At 63.9% G+C, this 25,291-nt stretch carries 18 protein-coding genes; 8 read left to right on the top strand and 10 right to left on the bottom strand.

What is annotated here, in order from left to right; genetic code table 11:
• The first annotated feature begins 157 nt into the window (after positions 1-157).
• On the top strand, positions 158-2,263 hold the full coding sequence (locus tag V7D81_RS00595; RefSeq protein WP_324313786.1) for an acetoacetate--CoA ligase: 2,106 nt from the start codon (positions 158-160) through the stop codon (positions 2,261-2,263).
• A gap of 3 nt (positions 2,264-2,266) precedes the next feature.
• Here the strand turns inward: V7D81_RS00595 and V7D81_RS00600 are convergent, their stop codons facing one another.
• The gene (locus V7D81_RS00600) at positions 2,267-3,124 is read right to left on the bottom strand and encodes a 3-hydroxyacyl-CoA dehydrogenase family protein (RefSeq protein ID WP_324313787.1); all 858 of its coding nucleotides are present in this window, start codon (positions 3,122-3,124) and stop codon (positions 2,267-2,269) included.
• 172 nt (positions 3,125-3,296) lie between these two features.
• On the opposite strand from V7D81_RS00600, the gene V7D81_RS00605 reads away from it, so the two are divergent.
• Together V7D81_RS00605 and V7D81_RS00610 are read left to right on the top strand one after the other, a co-directional pair.
• Positions 3,297-4,436: a hypothetical protein gene (locus V7D81_RS00605; protein ID WP_324313788.1), complete on the top strand. Its 1,140-nt coding sequence runs from the start codon at positions 3,297-3,299 to the stop codon at positions 4,434-4,436.
• Between the two features lie 20 nt (positions 4,437-4,456).
• Positions 4,457-6,373 (top strand): outer membrane protein assembly factor BamB family protein, encoded by a 1,917-nt coding sequence (locus V7D81_RS00610; protein WP_324313789.1) that lies wholly within the window; start codon positions 4,457-4,459, stop codon positions 6,371-6,373.
• Positions 6,374-6,436: 63 nt separating this feature from the next.
• Here V7D81_RS00610 and V7D81_RS00615 read toward each other — a convergent pair whose 3' ends face one another.
• Positions 6,437-7,432: an alpha/beta hydrolase family protein gene (locus V7D81_RS00615; RefSeq protein ID WP_324313790.1), complete on the bottom strand. Its 996-nt coding sequence runs from the start codon at positions 7,430-7,432 to the stop codon at positions 6,437-6,439.
• Between the two features lie 109 nt (positions 7,433-7,541).
• Between V7D81_RS00615 and idi the strand changes: the two genes are divergently transcribed.
• Positions 7,542-8,114, top strand: coding sequence for an isopentenyl-diphosphate Delta-isomerase (gene idi, locus V7D81_RS00620; protein ID WP_324313791.1), 573 nt, complete (start codon positions 7,542-7,544; stop codon positions 8,112-8,114).
• 2 nt (positions 8,115-8,116) lie between these two features.
• Here idi and V7D81_RS00625 read toward each other — a convergent pair whose 3' ends face one another.
• The 8 genes from V7D81_RS00625 to V7D81_RS00660 are packed head-to-tail and all read right to left on the bottom strand — an operon-like array spanning position 8,117 to position 15,832.
• Positions 8,117-8,824 carry a UbiA family prenyltransferase gene (locus tag V7D81_RS00625; protein ID WP_324313792.1) on the bottom strand — a complete coding sequence of 236 codons (708 nt, stop codon included), beginning with the start codon at positions 8,822-8,824 and terminating at the stop codon, positions 8,117-8,119.
• Positions 8,821-10,188, bottom strand: coding sequence for a nucleotide pyrophosphatase/phosphodiesterase family protein (locus V7D81_RS00630; RefSeq protein ID WP_324313793.1), 1,368 nt, complete (start codon positions 10,186-10,188; stop codon positions 8,821-8,823). Before V7D81_RS00630 ends, V7D81_RS00625 begins: the two co-directional genes overlap by 4 nt.
• Positions 10,166-11,293 carry a metabolite traffic protein EboE gene (gene eboE / locus V7D81_RS00635; RefSeq protein WP_324313794.1) on the bottom strand — a complete coding sequence of 376 codons (1,128 nt, stop codon included), beginning with the start codon at positions 11,291-11,293 and terminating at the stop codon, positions 10,166-10,168. Before eboE ends, V7D81_RS00630 begins: the two co-directional genes overlap by 23 nt.
• Positions 11,290-12,465: a 3-dehydroquinate synthase gene (locus tag V7D81_RS00640; protein WP_324313795.1), complete on the bottom strand. Its 1,176-nt coding sequence runs from the start codon at positions 12,463-12,465 to the stop codon at positions 11,290-11,292. The genes eboE and V7D81_RS00640 overlap by 4 nt, the downstream gene beginning before the upstream one ends.
• Before the next feature lie 2 nt (positions 12,466-12,467).
• On the bottom strand, positions 12,468-13,601 hold the full coding sequence (locus V7D81_RS00645; protein ID WP_324313796.1) for a hypothetical protein: 1,134 nt from the start codon (positions 13,599-13,601) through the stop codon (positions 12,468-12,470).
• Positions 13,598-13,978, bottom strand: coding sequence for a transmembrane 220 family protein (locus V7D81_RS00650; RefSeq protein WP_324313797.1), 381 nt, complete (start codon positions 13,976-13,978; stop codon positions 13,598-13,600). The genes V7D81_RS00645 and V7D81_RS00650 overlap by 4 nt, the downstream gene beginning before the upstream one ends.
• Positions 13,969-14,886, bottom strand: coding sequence for a TatD family hydrolase (locus V7D81_RS00655; protein WP_324313799.1), 918 nt, complete (start codon positions 14,884-14,886; stop codon positions 13,969-13,971). The genes V7D81_RS00650 and V7D81_RS00655 overlap by 10 nt, the downstream gene beginning before the upstream one ends.
• Positions 14,887-14,899: 13 nt before the next feature.
• Entirely contained in the window at positions 14,900-15,832 is a 933-nt protein-coding gene (locus V7D81_RS00660; protein ID WP_324313800.1) for an EboA domain-containing protein, read from the bottom strand.
• A 448-nt stretch (positions 15,833-16,280) separates the two neighbouring features.
• On the opposite strand from V7D81_RS00660, the gene V7D81_RS00665 reads away from it, so the two are divergent.
• From V7D81_RS00665 to V7D81_RS00680, 4 genes are all read left to right on the top strand, one after another.
• Positions 16,281-17,081 carry an FKBP-type peptidyl-prolyl cis-trans isomerase gene (locus V7D81_RS00665; RefSeq protein WP_324313802.1) on the top strand — a complete coding sequence of 267 codons (801 nt, stop codon included), beginning with the start codon at positions 16,281-16,283 and terminating at the stop codon, positions 17,079-17,081.
• Positions 17,082-17,375: 294 nt separating this feature from the next.
• On the top strand, positions 17,376-20,570 hold the full coding sequence (locus V7D81_RS00670) for an outer membrane protein assembly factor BamB family protein (protein WP_324313803.1): 3,195 nt from the start codon (positions 17,376-17,378) through the stop codon (positions 20,568-20,570).
• A 30-nt stretch (positions 20,571-20,600) separates the two neighbouring features.
• Positions 20,601-21,215 carry a cohesin domain-containing protein gene (locus V7D81_RS00675; RefSeq protein ID WP_324313805.1) on the top strand — a complete coding sequence of 205 codons (615 nt, stop codon included), beginning with the start codon at positions 20,601-20,603 and terminating at the stop codon, positions 21,213-21,215.
• Positions 21,216-21,695: 480 nt separating this feature from the next.
• Positions 21,696-25,130 carry a CBM96 family carbohydrate-binding protein gene (locus V7D81_RS00680; RefSeq protein ID WP_324313807.1) on the top strand — a complete coding sequence of 1,145 codons (3,435 nt, stop codon included), beginning with the start codon at positions 21,696-21,698 and terminating at the stop codon, positions 25,128-25,130.
• The last annotated feature ends 161 nt before the right edge of the window (positions 25,131-25,291 follow it).

A 25,291-nucleotide genomic window follows, 5' to 3' on the forward strand; every position in this document is an offset into this window, starting at 1 on the left:
CTATGCAATGGTCTTCGGCCCGGTCAATAGAGGGGCGGACGGCCAGACAACGAAACAATCAACTGACTGATTCTGTCGCTGCAGGTGTCCATCATTTGATGGCGAACCCAGCCGGCACTATCATCCGCGCCGCCCGTGAACGCCTGACGGAATCATCATGACCGAGACTTCGAATCACCCGGAACCTCTTTGGCGACCCGATGAAGCGCGCATCGCCAGGGCGGGGATAACCCGCTACCGGCGCTGGCTGAAGGAGCGCCATCGGCTCGAATTTGCCGACTACGAGGCCCTGTGGCGCTGGTCGGTCACGGAGATCGAGGCATTCTGGCGTTCGATCTGGGAGTTCGGCGAGGTCATCTCGCATGCGCCGTACACCCAGGTGCTGGAGGCGCGCTGCATGCCGGGCGCCAAGTGGTTTCAGGGCGCAACGCTGAATCACGCCGAACATGCGTTGCGTCACGCCCGGGTGGAGGGAATGCGCAACGAGCCGGCGATCATCTTCCAGTCGGAAGTGCACGAACGCCGCGAAGTGTCCTGGTCGCAGCTGGCCGCCGGAGTCGGTGCGCTGTCGGCGACGCTGCGAGGTCTTGGCGTGCAGCCCGGAGACCGGGTCGCCGCCTACCTGCCGAACATTCCGGAGACCATCGTCGCGCTGCTGGCCACGACCAGTTGCGGCGGTGTCTGGTCATGCGCCTCGCCGGACATGGGAACGACCGGCGTGCTCGACCGGTTCGGTCAGATCGAACCGACTGTGCTGTTTGCGGTGGATGGCTATCGCTACGGCGGCAAGGATTACGACCGGCGCGCCGTCGTCGCGGAGCTGGTACGCCAGCTGCCGAGTCTGAAGGCCGTCGTTTTCGTTCCGTATCTCAATGCCGCGGCGAGTCTCGACATTCCGCCCTCGGACGGGCACGGCGTGACGGTGGTGTCGTTCGCGGAGGCGACGGCGCAAAGCACCGCACCGGAGTTCACGCCCGTTCCCTTCGATCATCCGCTGTGGATCGTGTATTCCTCCGGAACCACGGGGATGCCCAAGCCGATCGTGCATACGCACGGCGGCACGATCCTCGAAGTGCTGAAGACGGGGGCGTTGCACACGGACGTGGACAGCCACGACCGGATGTTCTGGTACACGTCCACGAGCTGGATCATGTGGAACTTCGTGGCGAACACATTGCTGTCCGGCGCCACGATCCTGCTGTTCGACGGCAACCCGGGTCATCCCGATCTCACGACGCTGTGGCGCTTTGCCGCACGCGAGCGCGCCACGTTCATCGGCGTGAGTCCGGCATTCATCGGCATGTGCATGAAGGCGGATCTGCGGCCGGGGCAGCAGTTCGATCTCGGTGCGCTGCGTTCGGTCGGCGCGACCGGTTCGCCGCTGCCGGCCGAGGGTTATCGCTGGGTCTACGAGCACGTCAAGGCGGACGTCATGCTGGCCGTGATCTCGGGCGGAACGGATCCGGGCGCGTGCTTCCTGACGTGCTGCCCGGTGCTGCCGGTCTATGCCGGCGAGATGCAGTGTCGCGAACTGGGCGTGGCGACGTTCGCCTACGACGACGCAGGCAACGAAGTGATGGACGAGGTCGGCGAACTGGTGATGACACAGCCGATCCCCTGCATGCCGCTCAAGTTCTGGAACGATCACGATGGCTCGCGCTATCGCGACAGCTACTTCGACGTCTACCCCGGCGTGTGGCGGCATGGCGACTGGCTGCGCCTGATTCCGCGGCCCGAGGCCGTCACGGGAATCATCTACGGACGTTCGGATGCGACGATCAACCGTCACGGCATCCGCATGGGCACCAGCGAGATCTACCGGGTCATCGAGGCAACGCCGGAAGTTGCCGATTCGCTGGTGGTCGACCTCGAATACCTCGGCGGCGAGTCATTCCTTGCATTGTTCGTCGTGCTGCGAGGCGGGGCGGCTGCCGATCCGCAACGGGCGGGCGCAGCGTCCGCATCCGGCGTCACGGATGAGCGCGCGCGCGGCGTCTCCGATGAGTTGCGATCACGGCTGTTCGCCGCCGTGCGCACGCAGCTTTCCGGGCGTCACGTGCCCAATGACGTGTTTGCGATTTCCGAAGTGCCGCGCACGCTGTCGGGAAAGAAGCTTGAGGTGCCGGTACGCAAGATCCTTCTCGATCACCCGATCGAGAAGGCGGTCAATCGCTCCTCGATGACGAATCCCGCCGCGCTCGACTGGTTCATTGCATTCGCGGCGGCGCGTCGCGCCGAACTGCAGGCACGACGCGCCGGATAGCGGTTACTTCGGTGACTTCTTCGGGCGCCAGCCTGCGGCTGTGCGCCCGCCGATCAGGCCCGCGCGTACGCGCTGCTTCAGCAGCGGACGCGGGCGGAAGCGTTCCCCATAGGCTTCCTGCAGGATCTCCTGAACCTGCAGGCACAGGCTGGAGGTCGTTGCGTCCATGAGTTCGAACGGACCGATGGGATGCCCGAGACCGAGCTTGCAGGCGGTATCGATGTCTTCGGGGGTGGCGACGCCTTCCTCGACGAGCCGGATCGCTTCGATGACGAAGGCATGCAGCACGCGGTTGATGGCGAATCCCGTGACGTCCTTGACGCGGATCGGCGCCTTGCCCAGATCGCGGGCGAGCGCGAGTGCGGTTTCGAGCGTTTCCTCGCTGGTGTCGAAGGCCGGAATCACCTCCACCAGCTTCATGCGCGTGACCGGCGAGAAGTAATGCATTCCCAGGAACCGGGGCCGGCGCGATTCGCTCACCTGCGAGGCCAGCGTGGAGATCGGCAGGGTCGACGTATTGCTCGCGATGATGCACTGCGGCGCGCACACGTTGTCGAGCTGCTTCAGCACGGCCGACTTGATGTCGATGCTTTCAAAGACGGCTTCGGTGACGATGCCGCAGTCGGCGAAGCGCTGCAGGTCGGTCGTCGTTTCGATCCGCGCAAGTGCCGCCTTGTCTTCGGGCTTGTAGAGTCCACGCGAAATGCCCTTGTCCATCAGCGCCGACAGCCGCTGCGATGCTGCGTCGAGCTTCTCCTGCGTGGTATCGGCAAGGATGACCTGCCGGCCCGAGAGTGCGTACACCAGCGCGATTTCCGCGCCCATCAATCCGGCGCCTACGACGCCTGCCCGGTTGCTCATGAGTTTCTCCGAAAACAAACCATTCGTTCAAAAGGTGAGTGATTGTAAAGCTGAAGATCGCTTAATGAAGCAGTCAGTTGCCATGAAAAGAAAATACCCTATACTCAAAATTCACAATCGCAAGACCGATCGGCGCTCCGTGGCCGACGGTACCAACGGCAAGGGGGAATCCATGAATCAGTCCTTGGGCGTTCTTCGCCTGGCGCGCGGCGTGGTCGCGCTGGCCCTGGCTTCTGTTGCGTCCGGGTGCTCCAGCACCGGCGCCGATCGTACCGCGGCGACACCCGCGCAGGCCGCAAGTGTGGCGTCCGAGTCCGTCAAATGGGAATGCCCCGCGGGCTACGAGGTCAAGGAAGGCCTGAACGTGGACTTCCCGCACAAGGGAATGAAGCGCGCATTCATCGTCTATCCGGCAAAGAACGTTTCGGGTCCGGCGCCGGTCTGGGTACCGATGACGGGCAGCGTCGAATCGACGAACGACAATCTGACGGTCGCCCGCAGCGGCGCCAACTCGCTGCTCGCCGATCACGGCTACACGGTGATCGCGCCGGTGCGTGCCTGCGCCAATCAGGATCCGAACATCCGCGGTCAGGTCTGCAATGGCCCCGGCAGCAACGGCTGGAACTGGAATCCGTGGTTCGAAGGCCGTGCGGCGGGTCCGAGCGGCGAGCGCTGGAAGAACGACGAGGGTCCGGACTCCTCGTTCCTCGTCGCGATGGTTCAGTGCGTTGGCACGAAGTACAAACTCGATGGGCGCCGCCTGTTCCTCGGCGGCATTTCATCGGGCGGTACCATGACGAACCGGGCACTGCTGTTCCGCTCGGACTTCTGGGCTGGCGGCCTGCCGATTTCGGGTGAGTGGTACGTGACGAAGGACGACGGTACGCCGCTGTCGTTCGATGATGCCCGCGCCGCCGTTGCCGCTGCGCCGACCAAGATCCATCAAGGACGCGTCGGTCCGTATCCGCTGCCTGCCAAGGTCGGACCGATGATCGTCATGACGGTGTGGGGCGGCGAGAACGATCTGTGGAACTGCACGCGTCCCGACGGCACGCGATTCCTCTGCTCCGACTATCGGCCGACCACCCAGGCCGGATCGAACTTCTTCAGCGCCCAGCCCAACGTCGTCCACGTCGCGTGCAGTTCGACGCACGGTCACATGTGGCCGCAGCTGAAAACCCAGGAGTTCAATCGCTGGGCACTCGACACGCTGGCCTCGTATCCCAAGGGTTCCGATCCCCGCAGCTTCAAGCTGACACCGCCGCCCGAAGGCTACCAGTGCCACGTCGGCGCGTTTACCGGTCTCTACTGAAGCGCGACGGAGAATCACCCATGCAACAGAGCATCGAGCGAAACCAGGTGCCGACTTCATCGCGCTTTTTCTGGGGCGCCGTCCTGGCCGTCATTGCGCTGGGGAGCGCGTCGGCCGCAGAACTGAATCTGCCCGACGGCGCTGCGCTGTACCGCACCCGATGCGGCACCTGTCACGACAATCCGCAGGATCGAACGCCAGCGCGCGATGTGCTCGCACGCAATTCGCCCGCTTTCATCATGACGGCCATGAACGGAGTCATGGCGCCGATGGCCGCGGGATTGAGCGACGCGGAGAAGCAGGCGATCGCCCTGCATCTGGGGGCGAAGCCGGCAGGCGGCGCGAGGGAGATCGATCCGCACGCCATCTGGGGACCGCCGTCCGCCTCGATGCCGCTCGACGGTCCGAAGTGCAAGGGAAAGATTCCGCCGATCGACCTGAGCACGCCCGATCAGTGGAATGGCTGGGGTGCGGGCATCACCAATGCACGCTTCCAGGCAAATCCTGGGCTGACCGTGGCCGACGTGCCGCGCCTGAAAGTGAAGTGGGCGTTCAACTATCCCGGTTCGAAGAACGGCCAGGCCACCGTCGTCGGTGACCGTCTGTTCGTGACGAGCATGTCCGGCGCGGTCTACGCGCTGAATGCGAAGACCGGTTGCGTGTACTGGCGTCACGATGCCGCCGCCGCCACGCGCAGCAGCGTCCACGTGGTCGAGTTGCCTGCAGGTGCGCCCGCGCGGCATGCGATCTTCATCTCCGACTGGACCAAGGCTGCCGTGGCGCTCGATGCGCAGACGGGCAAGCAGCTGTGGAAGACGACGATCGACGACCAGCCCGGCGTGCAGATGACGGGCTCGCCGACCTATCACGACGGCAAGCTGTTCGTGCCGATCTCTTCGGGCAATGAAGCGTTCGCCACCAACGATCAATGGGAGTGCTGCAAGTTCCGCGGCGCACTCGTTGCGCTCGATGCCTTCAGCGGCAAGGTGCTGTGGAAGACCTATACGACGCCGAAGGAGCCGGCGCCGTTCCGTCTGAACAAACTCGGCAGGCAGATGTGGGGTCCCGCCGGCGGCTCGATCTGGTCGGCGCCGACCATCGATACCAAGCGCGGCCTGGTGTACGTGTCGACGTCGAACTCCTATACCGAGGTGCATCACGAGGGTTCGGATGCAGTGATCGCCATGGAGATCGAGACGGGCAAGATCCGCTGGGTCAACCAGGTCACGAAGGACGACAACTACATCATCGGCTGTCCGCGGGCGGCGAACTGTCCGGAGAAAGTAGGGCCGGATTTCTCGCTCGGCAACTCGCCCATCCTGCACACGCTGCAGGACGGCCGTCAGTACATCGTCGTGGGCCAGAAGTCCGGTGCGGTGTACGCCATGGACCCGGACAACGACGGTGAAACGATCTGGATGCGCCGCGTGAGCCCCGGCAGCGAACTCGGCGGCGTGGAATTCGGCATGGCCGCGGATGCCGAGAACGTCTACGTCGGCATCTCCGACGTGATCACCCGCAATGGCGGCAAGCCCGGCGTGTATGCGCTGCGCATCCGCGATGGCGCGGACGTATGGGCTTTCCCGGCGCCGCGCACGCCCTGTCGCTGGAAAAACATCTTCTGCCACCCGGCCGTGTCGCAGGCGGTGACCGCCATTCCAGGCGCCGTGTTCGCAGGTTCGATGGACGGACATTTCCGCGCCTTCTCGACCACCGACGGCAAGGTGCTGTGGGAATTCAATACGGCCGCGGAACCGTACAAGACCGTGGCAGGCAAGCAGGCGGATGGCGGCGTCATGGACGGCGCAGGTCCCACGATTGCGGGCGGCATGGTGTACGTGCACTCCGGCTATGCAGGCCGCTCGACGCAGAACGCGGGCGATCTGCGCGGTCGCGAAGGCAATGTCCTGCTGGCGTTCTCGGTCGACGGAAAATAGCGACGGATATGCGCGTGGAGCCGCGTGCAAATGCACGCGGCTCCACGCGTGATCATTGGCTCGCTAGCGCCTGGCCTGCGACGCCCAGCTCAGCGCCGCCCGGAATTCTTTATCCAGGTTGCCAAAGTCAGGCGCCCCTGACTGCATGAGATTGTGCCCTGCATTGGGCACCCTTCTGACCGTCAGGTCCCGCCCCGCAGCCATGAGCTTGGCCACGGCTATTTCTTGGGAGAGCGCCGGCACTGCCTCGTCATGGGTGCCGAATGCCAGGTAGAAACGAGCGCGGCTGCGTAGCAGCTCCTCAGCGGGATCCACACGGAAGAAAGACGCCCATCGCTTGTAGGAATGTCCCCAGGCGAATGAAGTAGCGCTGGTCGGATCGGCCGCGATCGCTCGCGCCTGATTGTCGACGTCGGTGAGGCAGGTCGAAACATCGAAGCACCGCTGATAGGAAAGGCTGATGAAATCGAAGAGCTGGGTGGTTCCGGATCCTCCGATCGATATGACGTCGGTGATTCGATCGTCATGACCGGCGAGCAGCGCACCCATCACGGCGCCTTCCGAGATCCCGAAAACGACTGTCCGCGATTTATCGACCCAGGGAAGTCGCCGGGCGTCATCGAGACTGGCCCGCAGCGCTTCCAGCCAGCTCTCCGCCGTGAAATCCGCGTTGAAATCCGCGCTGCAAGACTGTGCGGTGCCCGGATCCTGGCCGGGAGCAACACCCGCAAAAGGTTTCTCGACCGACAGCACGGTGAAACGACCTTCATTCCCGAACGGAAGAAGATTGAACAGGGTGCTGTACGCGCCGCCGGGCTGGATGTTCATCACCGGAACGCACCCAGAGCCCTGGATCATGAGCAGAAGTGGCGCCGGGTTCTTCGGACGGCTGACGTAGTAAGTGATGTTGCGGCCCAGTTTGTCCTTGATCTGACGTGCTTCGAAGGCGGTGCCCGGTACAGGGGCGATGCGCTCGTCAGTCGCAGCCGACCTTGCCTGAACGGCTGGTATCGAAAACAGGAGCACCGCAAACATCGCGCCATGCAGGTAAATGCGCATACAGGTTTTTCCTCGTCCTTTTGGGGTATGTAATCTTCATAGCAGCAACCCGGAAATTTCAGCCGCACCTGCGTCGTGCGACGCTATAAGAAACATCATGAATGCAGTCATGAGCGACTCGGTCCCGCCGGGCAGGGACATCATCGTCGTCAACGGTGCGGATGAAGAGATCGGTCAGGATTTCAAGGCAGCCGTGCATCAGGGCGACGGCATCCTGCATCGCGCCTTCTCCGTGTACCTGTTCGATCCGCAGTCCCGTCTGCTCCTGCAGCAGCGCAGTGAGCTGAAGCCCTTGTGGCCCGGCTACTGGTCGAACAGCTGTTGCAGCCATCCGCGGCCGGGAGAGGCGACACGCGAGGCCGCTGCACGCCGCCTGCGCGAAGAGCTGGGATTGATCCGCGTCCAGTCGCTGTCGTTCCTGTTCAAGTTCCAGTATCACGCGCGCTACGGTCAGTTCGCCGCCGAGCATGAAGTGTGTTCGGTGTTCGCGGCTGTGGCGGATCAGCCTGCAAGCATCGATCGCAGCGAGGTCGCGCAGACTTGCTACGTCGAAGCAGGTCTTCTCGACCGGCAATTGCATGACCGTCCGCAGCAATACACGCCGTGGCTCCACCTGGCATGGAAAAGAATTCGCGCGGATCACTGGGCCGCGATCGACCGGATGGTGGGCGAGGCGGCCTGAACTCAGTCGCCGCGGACGTAGCGCTGGCCCAGTCGGGTCAGCGCCGTTGCGATCACGCCGGCCACCAGCCAGACCGGCGATACCAGGTGGGCCAGCACGATGCCGTCGACCAATGGCATCGCTGCAATCAGCCAGGGAACGACGGGCCATCCGTAGCGGCCGCCGGGCGCCCGATGCTCGGCGCGCGCAACGACCGTGAGCACGACGACGTAGATCGTCTGCAAGGCCGCAGCGAGCCACACTGCCGCATTCACGCTGCCGGTGAGAGACAGGGCGGTCACGATGTAGACCATCAAGCGCGCGGCGCCCATGACGAACACGGCCGCAGGATGCTGCTTGTGATAGGCGTTGTAGATCCAGATCACGCCGAGAAGTCCCATGCCGCCGCCGAGGCCCTGCGGCGAGGGCGCCGTTGCAAGCAGCGCAAAGCCCGTGAGGAAGAGCAGTGCCATCGTCGTCTGCGCCGCCGTCCTGCTCAGGCGCCCTGCAACGATCGGCCGGTATGGCTGATGAACGCGATCGAAGGCGAGATCGCACAGATCGTTCATGGCCATGCCGCCGCAATAGAAGCACGAGAGCGCAATGGCCAGCGTGACGATCTGCCAGGCCGGGGCATCTGCAGCGCTCAGCAGGGCCGCCGCCAGCACGTTCATCCACACGGTCGGAAGATTGCTGGCGCGACACAGGGCGAGGAGCGACTTGAGGCTCATGGCGTGAACACGTGGGACAGCAGGGTTTCGCAGACCTGCTGCGCCGGCAGTGTCCCGTCCGGCACGAGTCGCGGCTCGGAGCTGATGAACACCGGTGCGTCTGCGCTGTCGCTGACGGCGAGGCCGTGCGATCCGCGCACCAGGCTCGCATCGAGCGGAATGACATCCATGACGTAGCGCATGCCGAGCGCCTTGCGGGCGAGTATGGACCCGACCTTGAGAAGCGGCCACGAAATGGCCGGATCCATGAACAGTTCCACCGGGTCGTACCCCGGCTTGTTGTGAATGTCGACCAGGCGCGCGTAGTCGGGTGCGCGGTCGTCGTCCATCCAGAAGTAATAGGTGAACCAGCTGTCGGGTTCGGCGAGCAGGACCAGGTCGCCGGAGCGTTCGTGGTCCAGACCGTAGTGCTGCTTGCCCGGCTCATCCAGGACCGCGGCGACACCCGGAATCTCCGCGCACCGCTTGGCGACGGCAGGGACGTCCGCCTTGTTGCGCACATATATATGTGCGATCTGATGGTCGGCGACCGCGAATGCGCGCGAGGCGCCGGGATCGAGGTACTCCCGCCCCAGGTCCCGCTTGGTTTCCACCCAGCCGGCTGACCGCAAATGGCGGTTGATGTGCACGGGCCGATCTACCGGCGTGATGCCGTATTCCGACAGGAGCACGATGCGCACGCCGCGCGCCGTCAGGAAGTCGATCAGGTCGCCGCATACCGTGTCGATCTCGCGCAGATCCCTGGCGATGTTGCCGTGAGGGCCGACCCGCTGCAGGCAGTAGTCCAGATGCGGCAGGTAGATCAGCTGCAGGGTGGGGTTGAAACGTTCCTCGACCGCTCGCGCCGCCGCGGCAATCCAGGCGCTGGAACGGATGCTCGTTCGCGGCCCCCAGAAATCGAACAGCGGAAACTGTCCCAGCTGTTCTCGCAGTTCATCGCGCAGCACTGCGGGTTGCGTGTAGAAGTCCGGGAGCTTGAGTCCGTCGGCACAGTACAGAGGGCGCGGAGTCAGCGTGACGTCCGCGCTCGTCGCCATCGCGTACCACCAGAAAGTGTTCGCGCAGGTGAACTGCGGATCGCGCTGCCGGGCGTAGTCCCAGATGCGCGGCGACTGGATCAGGCGATTGCTCTGACGCCAGAGCAACACCTGATCGAGTTCGCGAAAGTACCAGCCATTGCCGACGATGCCGTGATCGCGCGGTGTGCGCCCGGTGAGGAATGTGGCCTGCATCGAGCACGTCACCGCAGGCGTGATCGTTTCAATCGTCGCGATGTTCGCGGCGAACGCGTTCAGCCGCGGCGTTTCCGGCCCGAGGTGTCGGCGCGTCAGGCCGACGACGTTAATGACGGCGGTGCGATGCATCGTGCAGTTTTTCGGTGACCCAGCGAAGTTCCCGCACGATCGATGCGCCGATGGAATCGGATCGCAGCGACGCAGGCAAGACGCCGAAGCTGTAGGTTTCGACTTCCAGCGGCAGGTCCGGATCGAGCTGCGGCAGCAATTCGTCGAGAAAGAACCGGGTCGTGCCGACGCTGCCCAGGTGATCCAGGAAGACCGGCACATGGAAATGCACGCGGACTTCCTCCGCGCGTTCGCCGCGCGCCAGCCATCGTGCGAGGTCGGGCAGATCGCAGAAGCGCGCGAGCGTGCCGCGCGTCGTGAGTGCGACGGCCTGGTGCAGGTACGTGGGCTCGTCGAACTGCATCAAGGCAGCGATCTCGCCGCCAATGGCTCGCAGCGCCGAGGAGACCTGCACTTTGGCGATGGTGATTCCCGCCTCGCGCAGTTGTGCGAGAACGCGGTCGGGGCGCTCGAACTCGACCGCCTGGTGGCAACAATCCAGGCAGATGCCCACGTGCTCGGCGAGGGCGCCGGGAAAATTCATGCGCGAGAAGAACTGAACCACCTCGGTGGTCGTCTCGAGCATGCAGTGAGGTTCCGGCTCGATTGCCAGCCGGATCAGCGGGCCGCCGCGATCGCGGATGAGCGCGAGATGAGCGAGTGTGTCGAGAAGATTCTTTCGCACCGGCGACCAGTGCTCGTCGAGAAAACGGTCGCGGAAGGCGATCGGCACCGTGGAGATCGATCCCGTCTCGGTCGGTGCCAGCCACTGCGCCAGGATGTCGGCGAGCTGCATGGTGTAGCGGGCGCGCTCGGCGTGGCGCCAGTCCGGCTCGTACACCGCGTGCTTCACGGTGGTTCCGTGAAAGACGCCGTAGGGGAAGCCGTTGACGGTCGCCACGCGGCAGCCGTGAGCATCGAGCCAGTCGCGGAAGCTGTGGATGGATTCGTCGGTGAGTTCGCTCGCGGCCTGCGCCGACAGGCGCAAGCCGAGCGGAAACGCGGCAGCCGGGGCCAGCTCGGCCTTTACCGCCAGCGCATGATCGTGAAGATTGCGCAGGACGTCGTTCCAGGACTCTCCGGGATGGATGTTGCTGCAGTAGGTGAGGACGCGAGGCCGACTCACGCAAGAATCCGTCGTTCGGCTGTCGCCCTCGACGCGTCGATCTCGCGCAGTTCCTCGATGCAGCGGCTCATCAGCGGCACATCGATCGTGTCCACTTCGATGCCGTCGCCGATGCCGCGCAGCAGGGTGATGCACAGGGCGCCGCCCAGGTGTTCGCGGAAGTCATTCAGCGCTTTGGCAACGTCGAGACGATCGAACCCTGCATCGTTCAGCGTGAAGCCGATATCCGTGAGGATGGCGTAGATGGCGTGCCACTCGCTCTGGCTCAGCATGCCGCAGCGGAACGAGTAGAGCGCATCGAGCGCAATGCCGATGGCGACGGCTTCGCCGTGACGCAGCCGTCCCTGGGAAATCTCTTCGAGCCGGTGCGCCGACCAGTGACCGAAATCGAGCGGACGCTGGCTGCCGCGTTCGAACGGATCGCCGCCATTGCGGATGTGGGCGAGATGCAGGCTGGCGCAGCGCACGATGACTTCCTCGAGCACGGCGGTGTCGAGCCGCGCGAGTTCGCGATGGTGCGTCTGCATGTAGTCGAAGAAGCTGCGATCCCGAATGAGGGCCACCTTCACGGCCTCGGCGAGACCTGCCCGACGGTCCGCGACCGGCACACTGGCGAGCAGCGCGAAGTCGTTGACGACCGCGTGGGGCGGAACGAACGTGCCGAGGAAGTTCTTCCGGCCATGCCAGTTGATCGCATTCTTGACGCCGACGCCGGCATCGTTCTGGCCGAGCACGGTGGAAGGCATGCGGATCAGCCGGATGCCGCGGTGCGCCGTCGCCGCCGCATAGCCGATGGCATCGAGCATCGCGCCGCCGCCCAGCGCCACGACATAGCTGTGACGGCACAGACCGAGCGTCCGCGAGTACTCGTAGAGCGCGTTGACTTCGAGCGGATCGTTCTTGATGACCTCGCCGCCGCGGACGACCCACGGCGACCGGACCAGCTGCAATGCATCCGCATGCGCGGTTGCGTACGCCTCCATCGCGGCGACGAGCTGCGGATTGCCCCGGGTCACTCCTTCGTCCACGACCATCAGAACACGGGCCCGCCGCGCTCCTTCCTCGCTGATGAGGTCACGAAGCAGCAGGTTGTCCGCAGCGAAGGCGTCCCGGGTGAAGCACACCCGGTACTGATAGCGAACATCGAAATGCTGTTCGATCTGCAGTCGCATCGTCAGTGTGCTCCGAGATCGATCCGCGAGATGAATCCCTGCAGCGGCACGGCGTTCGTGCCTTGCGGAATCTTGCGGCCGGGAGTTCCCATGCCTTCGCTGACCAGCAGGGCGTCGCCCTGCAGCAGGATGTTGGTGGGCGCGTCGAGGCCGGTCGCGATCACGACGACTTCGCGACTGTTGCGGTCGATGCGCAGCAGCCGGCCGGAGAACCGCTTGAATCCGCCATGACTCGTACCCTGCCACATCTGTTCGCGCTTCTGCAGCGGATCCAGGAATTCGTCGCAGAACTCGAGAATGTAGATGCGACCGTCCTTGTCGACGACGAGATCGGTCGGCACCGTGAGACCCGTGACGACGTCTGCCGTGGCGGCGTTGTCGGGGTTGATGCGTATGATCTTCGCCGAGCGCGGCTCGATCTCGGTGCCGTCGCCGCCCGTTTCGCCTTCGGTCGAGCCGCTGAACAGGCTGACCAGCGTGTCGCCGGTGCGATCGTCGAAACGGACGTAGGCAGGTACGGGCTGTTGACCGCTCGCCAGCAGCGGCAGCTTGGCGATCACGCTGACCTTGCCGTCGAGCGCGACGCGAACGACCTGATCGCGCGAGCTCGATGCGGCGAGCCAGATGCGCCGGCGCGGATCGTAGGTGATGGAGTTGAGGTTTCCTTCGGCCTTGCCCAGGGGCTTTACCGAATCGCCCGCGATTTCGTACAGCTGGCTCGGACCGTCGAAGATGGCGTGCGTGGCGAGCACGGCGCCGCCGCCGGCGGCGATGGAGGCCATGCCGAACACCTCATCGCGGCGTACGTGCTCGAGGATGTTGATCGAATACAGCTTGTCCAGCAGCACGCGACGTTCGCCGTCGGAATCGTAGCGGCCGTCACGGTCGAGATCCGTCAGCCGCGTCAGGCGACTGGTGTTTGCGCTGGCCAGATTGCCGATGCCGGCCTCGGCGACCAGCAGCGATCCGTCGGCGAGCACGTGCAGTCCGCGCGGGTTGTCGAGGTTGTGCGCGATGATCGTGCGCGGCTTCAGTTCCTCGCGGACCTTGAGGGGTACCACGATGGCTTCTGGTGTGTCGGCGACGGCTGCCGTGGCGAACAGGCAGCAGGCGAGGGTAGCGATGGTCTTGATCATGCGATGGCTTCCGATGATTTGCGGACGGCAAGGTGTCGTGCGTAGAAGAACAGGCCGGTCATCCAGAGCACGCAGACGACGGTGCCCCATGACTCGCGCACCAGTTCTTCCAGATCGTTCTTCATGCCCATGGTCTGGAAGGCATGCAGGGAGGTGCGCAGCAGATAGGGGCTGAGCATCAATCCATAGACGAGGTGAGGAAGCGTCGCGACGGCAATCCAGCGCGGCGAGAGCCGGCCGGCCAGAGCGGCGACGTTGGCGATCGCGACGATGCCGTAGAGCGACATCCAGACGAGCGGATCGGGATCGTTGTACTGCATGACGACGGCGTACGTGAAGAACAGCGCGCCAAAAATCCATAGGGCTTTCAGCAGCATGATCTTTCCTGAAGCGACGTTGCAGGAATCTCCACGCGCGGAGCCTGCCCGCGCAGGACGGAGTTGTCCGCGAACAGCCGGCGCTGGTCGATCGACGGCGAGGCGTTCAGGGCATCGACATCGATCTGGCCGGACTGCCGATAGGCGGCGATCGCATTGGACCAGGTAGTGGCTTCGACATCGGCTGCCGGAATGCCCGAGGAAAGCATCAATGCCGCCGTGCGCGGTACGGAGAGCGCATCGCTTACGCCCCAGTCCGCCGAGCTGTCGACGATGACCCGCTCCGAGCCGTAACGCCGCACGATCTCGACCATGCGCTCGGAGTCCATCTTGGTATGGGGATAGATGGTGAAGGCGGCCCATGCGCCCGCATCGAGCACGTCGCGGACGGTCTCTTCGTTGTTGTGGTCGATGATGAGCTTGCGCATGTCGACGCCGGCTTCGCGCGCCACATCGATCGAGCGGCGGATGCCGCGCTTCTTGTCCCGATGCGGCGAATGCACCATGACCACCGTGTCCCAGTCGACGGCCATCTGCAGCTGTGCCTGGTAGGCGCGTTCCTCGGCGGGGGTGATTTCGTCGTAGCCGATCTCGCCGATCGCGACGACGCCTTCCTTCAGTGCGAAGTGGGGAATCAGTTCCAGCACCTCACGCGCCAGCGCCTCGTTGTTGGCTTCCTTCGAGTTGAGGCCGATGGCGCAGTAGTGCGTGATCCCGAACTGGCTGCAGCGGAATCGCTCCCAGCCGACCAGGCTGGAGAAGTAGTCGACGTAGCTGCCCACCGTCGTGCGTGGCTGGCCGAGCCAGAAGGCCGGTTCGATCACCGCGCGTACGCCGGCATCGGCCATCGCCTGCAGATCGTCGGTCGTGCGCGAGGTGATGTGGATGTGCGGATCGAAGAATTTCATTGACAGGACTCCTTCAGCCAGACGTCGTCCAGAGATCCCGGAACGCAAGTTGCGTGGTGTCGCCGTGCTGTGCCTGCGCCAGCGTCGGTTCGAGATCCCCCAGCCAGCCGCCGAGCCATTGGTGGACTTTCGCCAGCTGCCCCGCCCGTGCGAGCGCGAGCAATGCCGCGCTGCGCCCGCGCAGGTCGCCGCGACGAAGCTCGGTGCGCAGCGCATGGAGGGAACGATCCTCTTCGTGCGTGCCGAGACATAGCCACAGCTGCGGCGGAATGGGCCGGCCGGCACTGCGCCGTTCGTCGATGAAGTCGAGCGCCATGCGCGCGAGTTCCGGCGACAGGCGCGAATCGAGACCATGCACCCGCCACAGCGGCGCATTGAGGAAGACGGCCTTCATGACGAGCTGGCGCCAGGCGACGTCATCGAAATGCCTGGCGGGAAACTGGGAGTCGCAGGCCACGGCCTCGAAGACCGAGCGCATGTTGCTGCGGCAGCCCTCGCCGGCACGCCAGGTGAAGCGTGCGCCATCCGGCAGCAGGGGCAGGGCGCGGTACAGCGCGCATAGTTCCCCCTCGTCGGCATAGCGGAAGCATTGTTCGAGGGCTTCGACGAAGGCGGGCTGCTCCAGATCGGGATGCGAGAGTACCAGCAGTACGCGCAGCGCCTCGAGCTGATTCCAGGCGACGATGTTGACGTCCATCTGTACCGAACCGGCGAGCGCCAGCTCCTCGGGCGTGGGATCGAACGCGATGCGTCGGCGGGCGTGACGGCTTGCCGAAGCGATCAGCTGGGAGAACCGGGTCGGATCGGTGCCGGAGCGGATCTCGGCGACGGCCTTTACCACGAAATTGCCCGCGTCAGCGCTCAAGCGTGGCTGCAGCAACTGCTGCAGGATTGCGAGGCGGGCTGCGGGGCTCGGCGGCGTTGCGAGCGGAGTCTGTGACTTCATAGTTGTAGTTGAACCCGTGCGGAATTCTGCATCAGCACTGGCCTCGTCGGCCGATCTTCATCGGCCGACGGTTGTCGAAATACCGCGACCTGCGATCAGAACCGCTTGCGCAGTCCCGGTCGGCAGGTGCGCCCCCAAGGCATTGCCAACATTACGAGTCGTAGGCCCGGCTCGGTACGTATGTACGAACGCCGGATGCTCTATCGAGCCCGTTGTCGACTATCAGCGGTTCAAGCTAGCACATACCGTGAAGTGAAAAAAAGAGAACAACCTGACATCGACATGGCGGTTGTATTGTATAAGCAACCGGTGGGGGAGCTGTCTGGGGGCTGTGGAGGCCGCAATTTAATACTTAAAAATTGCCATTTTTCTGTGGTTCCAGGGGCTTGCCATCCGGCAGGGTACTGTCGGTGATGCAAATGGAAGTCAACGAACAGAGAGCGTACTTATGATTCAAATATCTCAAATTATCAAATTGCATATCAAGTCCGGTGAGGCCCTACGACCTGACCTCGGGCACAGGTCCGCGACGGGTGTTTACAGAAGATATGGAGGGCTTCCCGCGCTCGCGCTGGTGATGCTGTGTGGCTGCTCCGGGTCGGCATCCGATGCGGCGACGGCGAAGGCGCCGATGAACGAAGAGCAGCAGACGCTCTATGCGCTCGGGGCCGCGATGGCGAACAACCTGCGTGATCTCGAACTGACGGCGGAGGAGCAGCAATTCGTTCTTGACGGCTTCAAGGAAGCCGCGGCGGGTGAGGAGCCGCGCGTCGACGTGACGGCCTTCATGCCGAAGATCCAGGCGCTTCATTACCAGCGACAGGCGCGAGCCATCGAGCAGCAGCGCGAGCGGGGTGCGGCGTACCTGGCCCAGCAGGCGACGCAGTCCGGCGCGGTAAAGACGACGAGCGGCATGGTCTATCGCGAAGTCAGTCCAGGCAAGGGGCGTGCGGTCGTCGAGACCGATACCGTGACGGTCCATTACGAAGGCACACTGCCCGACGGCACGATCGTGGACAGTTCGCGCAAGCGCGGCAAGCCGACCGAGTTTCGCGTGAACGGTGTCATCGCGTGCTGGAAAGAGGCGCTGCTGCAGATGAAGGTCGGCGGCAGAAGCCACATCGTGTGTCCGCCCGATCTCGCTTACGGCGACGGCGGATCTCCGCCCGCGATTCCGCGCGGCGCCACCCTGGCCTTCGACATCGAACTCATCGAAGTGTCGAAGCCCGCCGCCTCGAGCGGGTCGTAGTGAGTTGGAAGAAGTGCGTATCAGCGCATGTGCGTTCCGGACGAACGCACATGCGCGTCGCGTCGATTCGGAAAACTGATATCGGTTGCTCATGAATTGACGCGCAGCACCTGTGACGGCCGTCACATACTCCCCAACACGGTGCATGTCGTAACAGTTATGCGACAGCACCGTGGTTCGCGGAGGTTCCGGGGGAACGTCTCTCCGCGAGTGAGCAGGACGCAGCGCTCGCCCGGTCCGCTCCAAGAACAAAAAAATGTTCTACGAAAAATCGAAGAATCCTTGAGGTTGATCATGAAACAGTTGAGAACGCTGGCATGCCTTGCCACGCTGGGTCTCGGCGTGTCCGGCCTTGTGAGCCCGGCCACGGCCGCCGAGAACTGGCCCATGTTCGGCAAGAACTATGAGAATTCGCGGGCCACGGCCGACACTCTGATCTCTGCATCCAATGTTTCGACGCTCGGTGTCGTACGTCGCGAGGCCGATGGCGGCATCAGCGGCACGCCGACCGTCGTCGACGGCGTGGCGTACTACTCCGACTTCTCCGGTTATGTAAAGGCCGTGCGTGTGCATGACGGCGCCGTGCTGTGGCGCGTGCGTCCGCAGACGACGATGCTCTCGCCGTCGCCATTCGTCACCGACGACATGGTCTATGTCGCCGGCAACAACTCCTATGTGTATGCGCTGAATCGCCTCGATGGCGCGGTGCGCTGGACGACGCGGATCGAAACCTCGCCGAACAGCCGCATCTCGTCCTCGCCGATCGTGGTCGGCAACACCTTGATGATCGGTACGGGCTCCTATCAGGTGTTCATCCCGGCGACGCCGATGTTCCGTGGGCGCGTCGTCTTCCTGAATGCAACGACGGGCGCGATCCTGCCGTACAGCACCAACATGTGTCCCGAAGCGAGCTGCGGCGGCGGCATCTCGGTGTGGTCGACGGCGGCTGTCGATGTGGCGACGCGCACGGGCTACATCGGTACCGGTCAGGCCTATCGCGATCCCGCTGGTCCGTACTCGGACTCGCTGGTTGCGTTCGATATCGACACGGGCGCGATTCGCTGGTCGCAGCAGTTCCTGGCCAACGACGTGTACCAGCTCGGTGGCGTACTGCGCTACGACTACGACGTGGGCGCTGCACCGAATCTGTTCGTCGCGGATGACCGTCGCATGGTCGGTGTCGGCGGCAAGGATGGCACCTATCGCGCATTCGATCGCGATACTGGCGCGCCGATCTGGAGCACTCCGGTCGGACGCGGCAGTCCCATCGGCGGCGTGATGCAGTCGACCGCGTACGGCGATGGCCGCATCTATGTGACCAGCAACACCTCGACGATCGGTGGCGGTCGCAACGATCCGGTGCCGGCAACGGCCGAAGCGCTGGCGCTCGATGCCGCGACCGGTACGCCGTTGTGGATCAAGCAGCTCGATGCCGGCGGTTTCGGCGGCGTCGCCTACGCCAACGGGCTGATGTATGCCTCGGCGTGGGACGGTCGGCTGCGGGTGTTCAATGCCGCCAACGGCAACATCATCAAGGAAGTGCAGGTGTCGCCGTCGCGCGGCGTGTACGTGGCAGCACCGACCGATGGATTCCCCAATGGTTCGGCGGGCGGCCCGGTCGTGTACGGCGATCGCGTGCTGATGGGCTATGGCTGGACGTGGGTGCTCAACATCAGCGGTGGTCTGGCGACCATGGAGCTGGTTTCCGGTGGCGGTGGCGAGACGCAGACAGTCACGCTGGCGTCGAATGCGGACACCTATGTTCAGAGCGGTACGCCGACGACGAGCTACAACTCCAATGAGTTCCTGCTGGCGCGACTCGCGGATGCGGAAGGGCTGACGCGGGCGTCATTCCTGCAGTTTCCGCTGGCGACGATTCCGGCAGGTACGGTCACTTCGGCCCGTCTGCGGCTGTATGGTCGTCATGATGCGCCGACCGGAACGGGACAGCCCGTGTCGGTGTGGCCCGGTACCCTTTCGACGCCGTGGAATGGCGCGGATGTCATCTACAACAACTCCAACGTGGTAACGGGCGTCGATTTCTACCTGACCAGCCCCATCGCGAACGCCCTCATCGGCATCACGCCGCAGTACTACGAGTGGGATGTGACCGGCTACGTCGATTCACGCCGGGCACTGGGTCATGCAACGTTCGGTGTCGCGGTTGACTACGGGCACACGTACCGGGTCACCTTCAATTCCGCGGACAACGCTGCGAACCGGCCGGAACTCGTCGTGACGGTGAGCACGGGCGGCACCAGCGAGCCCGATCCCGAACTGCCGCCCGGCAGCATGGAAGGCAGCTGTCCGGCCGGGTTCACGCCGCGGGCCGGCGTCAATCAGGGCTTCATTCACAACGGTGTGGCGCGCGGGTTCGTACTGAACGTTCCCCAGAACGTCTCGACGCCGCGTCCGATGTTCGTCTCGCTCACCGGTTCGGTCGAATCGACGAACGAGAATCTCGGCGCACGTGGCGGCGCCGGTGCGCTCACCAATGATGGCTTCCTGGTCATCGGTCCGGTGCGTCGCTGTGCCGGTCAGGATCCGAACGGTGGTGGGACCAACATCGGCGGCGGAACCTGCAATCAGCCGGGTACGGGCGGCTGGAACTGGAATCCGTGGAACGAGGGTCGCGCGTTCGGTGCTGCCGGTGAGCAGTGGAAGACTGGCGAAGGTCCGGACTCCGAGTTCCTCGAAGCCGTCGCACGCTGCGTGGCGAAGCGCTTCCCGGTCGATTCGAAGCGTATGTACCTCGGCGGCATTTCGTCGGGCGGCACGATGACCAATCGTGCGCTGCTGTTCAACTCGGACTTCTGGGCGGGCGGTCTGCCGATCTCGGGTGAGTGGTACGTCACTCGCGACGACGGCACGGCCTATCCGGGTGCCGACGAGTTCGCGGCGCGGCGCCAGGCGGTGATCGACGATCCGACCAAGATCTTCCAGGGACGCGTCGGCCCGCTGCCGCTGCGCGCATCGCTGGATCCGATGGTCGTGATCACGGTCTGGGGCGGCACGAACGACGTGTGGAGCTGCGACGGCGGCCTTACCCTGTGTGCCGACTATCGGCCGAGCACGCAGGTGGCGTCGAACTACTTCAGTGCGCAACCCAATGTCGTGCACGTGGCGTGTTCGTCGACTCACGGCCATCAGTGGCCAACCGTGAATCGCGCTGCATTCAATACGTGGGCTGCCACCACACTGGCATCGCATCCGAAGGGAACGCCGGCCTCCGCATTCGTGCTGCCGCCGCCCCCTGCGGGCTACACCTGCCGGATCGGTCCGTACATCGATCACTACGAGCGTGTCTGCTCGATCGATGCTGACGGCGATATCGACAGCAACGACATCGCGTTGATCACGGCCGCCCGCAATCAGCCGGCGTCAGGCCCCCGGGATCTGCGCGACGCAAATCGCAACGGCATGATCGATGTCGGCGACGCGCGTGCCTGCTCGCTGAAGTGCGACCGTCCCGGTTGCGCTGCCCAGTAACGCGATGAATTCTGAAACGGAGCAAATACCATGAAAGCAAAGACCAAGTTGACCAACCGGATCCTGCTGAGCTGCGCGATCCTTGCTGCCAGCACCGGTGTGGCGAATGCCATTCCCATGTTGAGCGTCGTGCCGGCCAGTGCATCGGTCACGCAGGGAGGCACCGCCAGCGTCGATGTGATGGTGAGTGGTCTCGATGGCGGGTTCGTCGGTGCCTACGATCTGAACCTTGCGTGGGACGCGCCATTGCTGTCGCTCACGAACGTAAGATTCGATACCTTCCTCGATGGTCCGCTCAATTCCGGGGCGGATTTCAGTTCAACGGCGGGTTCCGCGAACATCTTTGAATTTTCGTTCTCGGGTCTGTCGAACCAGCTCGGCCTGTCGCAGTTCCGGCTCTTCTCTCTCGACTTTTCGGCACTGGATCTAGGCCTGGCCGCGATTTCGATTACGGGAGGAGACCTCTGGGGCTACGACGGCCTTCTCCAGTATGAGTCGTGGGACGTCAGCAACGGCAGTCTGCTGGTCAACGCACCATCGACATCCGTGCCCGAACCCGCCTCGTTCGGTCTGCTGCTGGCAGGCCTCGCAGGCTCGCTCGTTGCCCGGCGGAAGCGAAAGACGGCAGAGCCTGTCAACGCGTGATTGATTGAAGGTATTTTGTGAAATCACCCAGGCGCCTGAACGGCGCCTGGGTGTGACGTCAGAAGAAATGACGTATCGGGCGCAGGAGGGCGCCGCCGGCAGCGAGACATAATCCCACTTGGCGTCATGCCTGCCTTCATGTCGTAGTCTTTATTGCGACAACCCCTGAATCGCGGCGAATCGGAAAGCTGATATCCGATGTGCGCGAATTGACACGGGGGTGCTCAATCGACACCGCATACTTCCGGGCGCAGTGCGCTTCGTAACAGTTATGCGATCGCACTGTGGCATCGCGGAAGTTCCGGGGGAACGCTTTTCCGCGAGTGAGCAGGGCACGCTCGCCCGGTTCGCAGCCAATTATCTGCGAAGAATCTTTGAGGATCACCCATGAAACAGTTGAGGACACTGGCATGTATTGCCGCGGTGGGTCTCAGTGTGTCCGGAATGATGAGTCCGGCCACAGCTGCTGAGAACTGGCCGATGTTCGGCAAGAATTACGACAATTCACGAGCTACCAGCGACACACAGATCTCGACCTCCAACGTCTCGACGCTCAATGTCGTGCGTCGTACCACCGATGGCGGCATCACTGGTACACCGACCGTGGTCGACGGTGTGGCTTACTACTCGGACTTCTCAGGCTATGTGAAGGCAGTGCGCGTCAGCGATGGCGTCGTGCTGTGGCGCGTGCGTCCGCAGACGACGATGCTCTCGCCCTCGCCATTCGTTACTAGCGACACGGTCTATGTCGCCGGCAACAACTCGTATGTGTATGCGCTCGACCGAGCGAACGGCGCGGTGCGCTGGACGACCCGGATCGAAACGTCGCCCAACAGCCGCATCTCGTCCTCGCCGATCGTGGTCGGCAACACCCTGATCATCGGTACGGGCTCGTACCAGGTGTTCATCCCTGCAACGCCGATGTTCCGCGGTCGGGTCGCCTTCCTGAATGCGACGACGGGCGCGATCCTGCCGTACAGCACCAACATGTGTCCGAGCGCGTCCTGCGGCGGCGGCATTTCGGTGTGGTCGACCGCGGCGATCGATGTGTCCACGCGCACGGGCTATATCGGCACCGGCCAGGCCTATCGCGATCCTGCCGGTCCGTACTCGGACTCGCTGGTTGCGTTCAATATCGACACCGGTGCGATCCGCTGGGCCCAGCAGTTCAGGTCCAACGACGTGTACCAGCTCGGTGGCGTACTGCGTTACGACTATGACGTGGGCGCTGCGCCGAACCTGTTCGTTGCGAACGGGCGCCGCATGGTCGGCGTCGGCGGCAAGGACGGCACGTATCGTGCGTTCGACCGCGACACCGGTGCGGCGATCTGGAATACCCCGGTGGGGCGCGCCAGCGCCATCGGCGGCGTGATGCAGTCGACCGCCTATGGCGACGGACGCATCTACGTGACCAGCAACACCTCGACGATCGGTGGCGGTCGCAACGATCCGGTGCCGGCAACGGCCGAAGCAGCGGCGCTCGATGCCGCGACCGGTACACCCATCTGGATCCGACAGCTCGATGCCGGCGGCTTCGGCGGCATCGCCTACGCCAACGGGCTGATGTATGCCTCGGCGTGGGACGGTCGACTGCGCGTTTTCAATGCCGCCAACGGCAACATCGTCAGGGAAGTGCAGGCGTCGCCGGCACGCGGCGCGTATGTGCCGGCCCCGACGGACGGATTCCCGAATGGTTCTGCCAGCGGCCCGGTGGTGTATGGCAATCGCGTCCTGATGGGCTACGGCTGGACGTGGGTGCTCAACATCAACGGCGGTCTGACGACGATGGAGGCGAACGTTGGTGGCGGTGGTGGCTCGGGTGAAACCATCACGATTGCGTCCAGTTCGGATACGTACGTGCAGAGCGGTACGCCGACGACCAACTACGCGTACGACGTGAACCTGCTCGCGCGCCTCGCGGATGCGGAAGGCCTGACACGGGCATCGTTCCTGCAGTTCCCGCTGAATTCGATTCCCGCCGGCACCATTCTGTCCGCGCGGCTGCGGGTGTACGGCCGGCATGACGCCACGTCGGGCACCGGACAATCCGTCTCGGTGTGGCCGGGAACGAAGACCACGACCTGGAGCGGTGCGAACGTCACCTACAACAATTCCAGTACCGAAACGGGTGTGGACTTCTACGCGTCGTCCCCCATTGCGACGACGACCGTCGGCATCACGCCGCAGTACTACGAATGGAACGTGACGGACTACGTGAATTCGCGGCGCACCCTGGGCCATGCGACGTTCGGCCTGGCCGTGGATTCTGCGAACCAGTATCGAGTCACCTTGAATTCCGCCGACAACGCGGCAAGCCGTCCCGAACTCGTCATCATCATGGCGGGCAACGGAGGTGGTGGCTCGGAAACGACCGTCCCGCTCGCTTCGAACTCTGGCACCTATGTACAGAGCGGCTCACCGGCAACCAACTACGCGTACGACGTGAACCTGCTCGCGCGCCTCGCGGATGCGGAAGGCCTGACACGGGCATCGTTCCTGCAGTTCCCGCTGAATTCGATTCCCGCCGGCACCATTCTGTCCGCGCGGCTGCGGGTGTACGGCCGGCATGACGCCACGTCGGGCACCGGACAATCCGTCTCGGTGTGGCCGGGAACGAAGACCACGACCTGGAGCGGTGCGAACGTCACCTACAACAATTCCAGTACCGAAACGGGTGTGGACTTCTACGCGTCGTCCCCCATTGCGACGACGACCGTCGGCATCACGCCGCAGTACTACGAGTGGAACGTCACGGACTACGTGAATTCGCGGCGCACCCTGGGTCATGCGACCTTCGGTGTGGCAGTCGACTCGGCCAATCAATACCGGGTCACGTTCAATTCCGCGGACAACACGGCGAACCGGCCGGAACTCCTCGTGACGGTGAACGGCGGTAGCGGCGGCAACAACCAGTTGCCCGGAAGCTGTCCGAGCGGATTCACGGCGCGCGCCGGCGTGAATCAGGGCTTCATGCACAACGGTGTGGCCCGTGCGTTCGTGCTGAACGTGCCTTCGAATGTCTCGACACCGCGCCCGGTGTTCGTCTCGCTCACCGGTTCGGTCGAGTCGACGAATGAAAACCTGGGGGCACGAGGCGGCATGGGTGCGCTCTCCAGCAACGGCTTCCTGATCATCGGTCCGGTGCGTCGCTGTGCGGGTCAGGATCCGAACGGGTCCGGGACCAGCGTCAACGGCGGAACCTGCAATCAGGCAGGGACGGGCGGCTGGAACTGGAATCCGTGGAATGAAGGTCGCGTCTTCGCCGCTGCCGGCGATCCCTGGAAGACGGCCGAAGGTCCGGACTCCCAGTTCCTCGAAGCGGTCGTACGCTGCGTGGCAGCGAGCTTCCCGGTCGACTCGAAGCGCATGTACCTCGGCGGTATTTCTTCGGGCGGCACGATGACCAATCGCGCACTGCTGTTCAATTCGGACTTCTGGGCGGGCGGTCTGCCGCTGTCGGGTGAATGGTATGTCACCCAGGACAACGGGACGGCCTATCCGGGCGCCGATGAATTTGCGGCGCGACGTCAGGCCGTGATCAACAATCCGACCAAGATCTTCCAGGGACGCGTCGGCCCGCTGCCGCTGCGCACGACGCTGGATCCGATGATCGTGATCACGGTCTGGGGTGGTGCGAACGACATCTGGTACTGCGGCAGCACCCTGTGCTCCGACTATCGGCCGAGTACCCAGGTGGGATCCAACTACTTCAGTGCGCAGTCCAATGTCGTGCACGTGGCGTGTTCGTCGACTCACGGCCATCAGTGGCCAACCGTGAATCGCGCTGCGTTCAATGTGTGGGCAGCCACAACGCTGGCATCGCATCCGAAGGGAACGCCGGCCTCAGCATTCGTGCTGCCGCCGCCGCCGTCGGGCTACACCTGCCGGGTCGGTCGCTACACGGATCACTACTAGAGGAACGTGATGAGGTCGCCGGGCCCGGAGAAAGACTCCGAGTCCGGCGACTGATTCAGAGAGGGTCAGGAAAAAAAGCGCCCCGCCATCTGGCGGGGCGCTTTTGTTTTGTGCGCCCGGCAGGGCGCACTCATTTGGAGGTGGAAGTCCTCTACACAGCC

The organism is Povalibacter sp. (assembly GCF_036735925.1).
Classification (GTDB): Bacteria; Pseudomonadota; Gammaproteobacteria; order Steroidobacterales; family Steroidobacteraceae; genus Steroidobacter.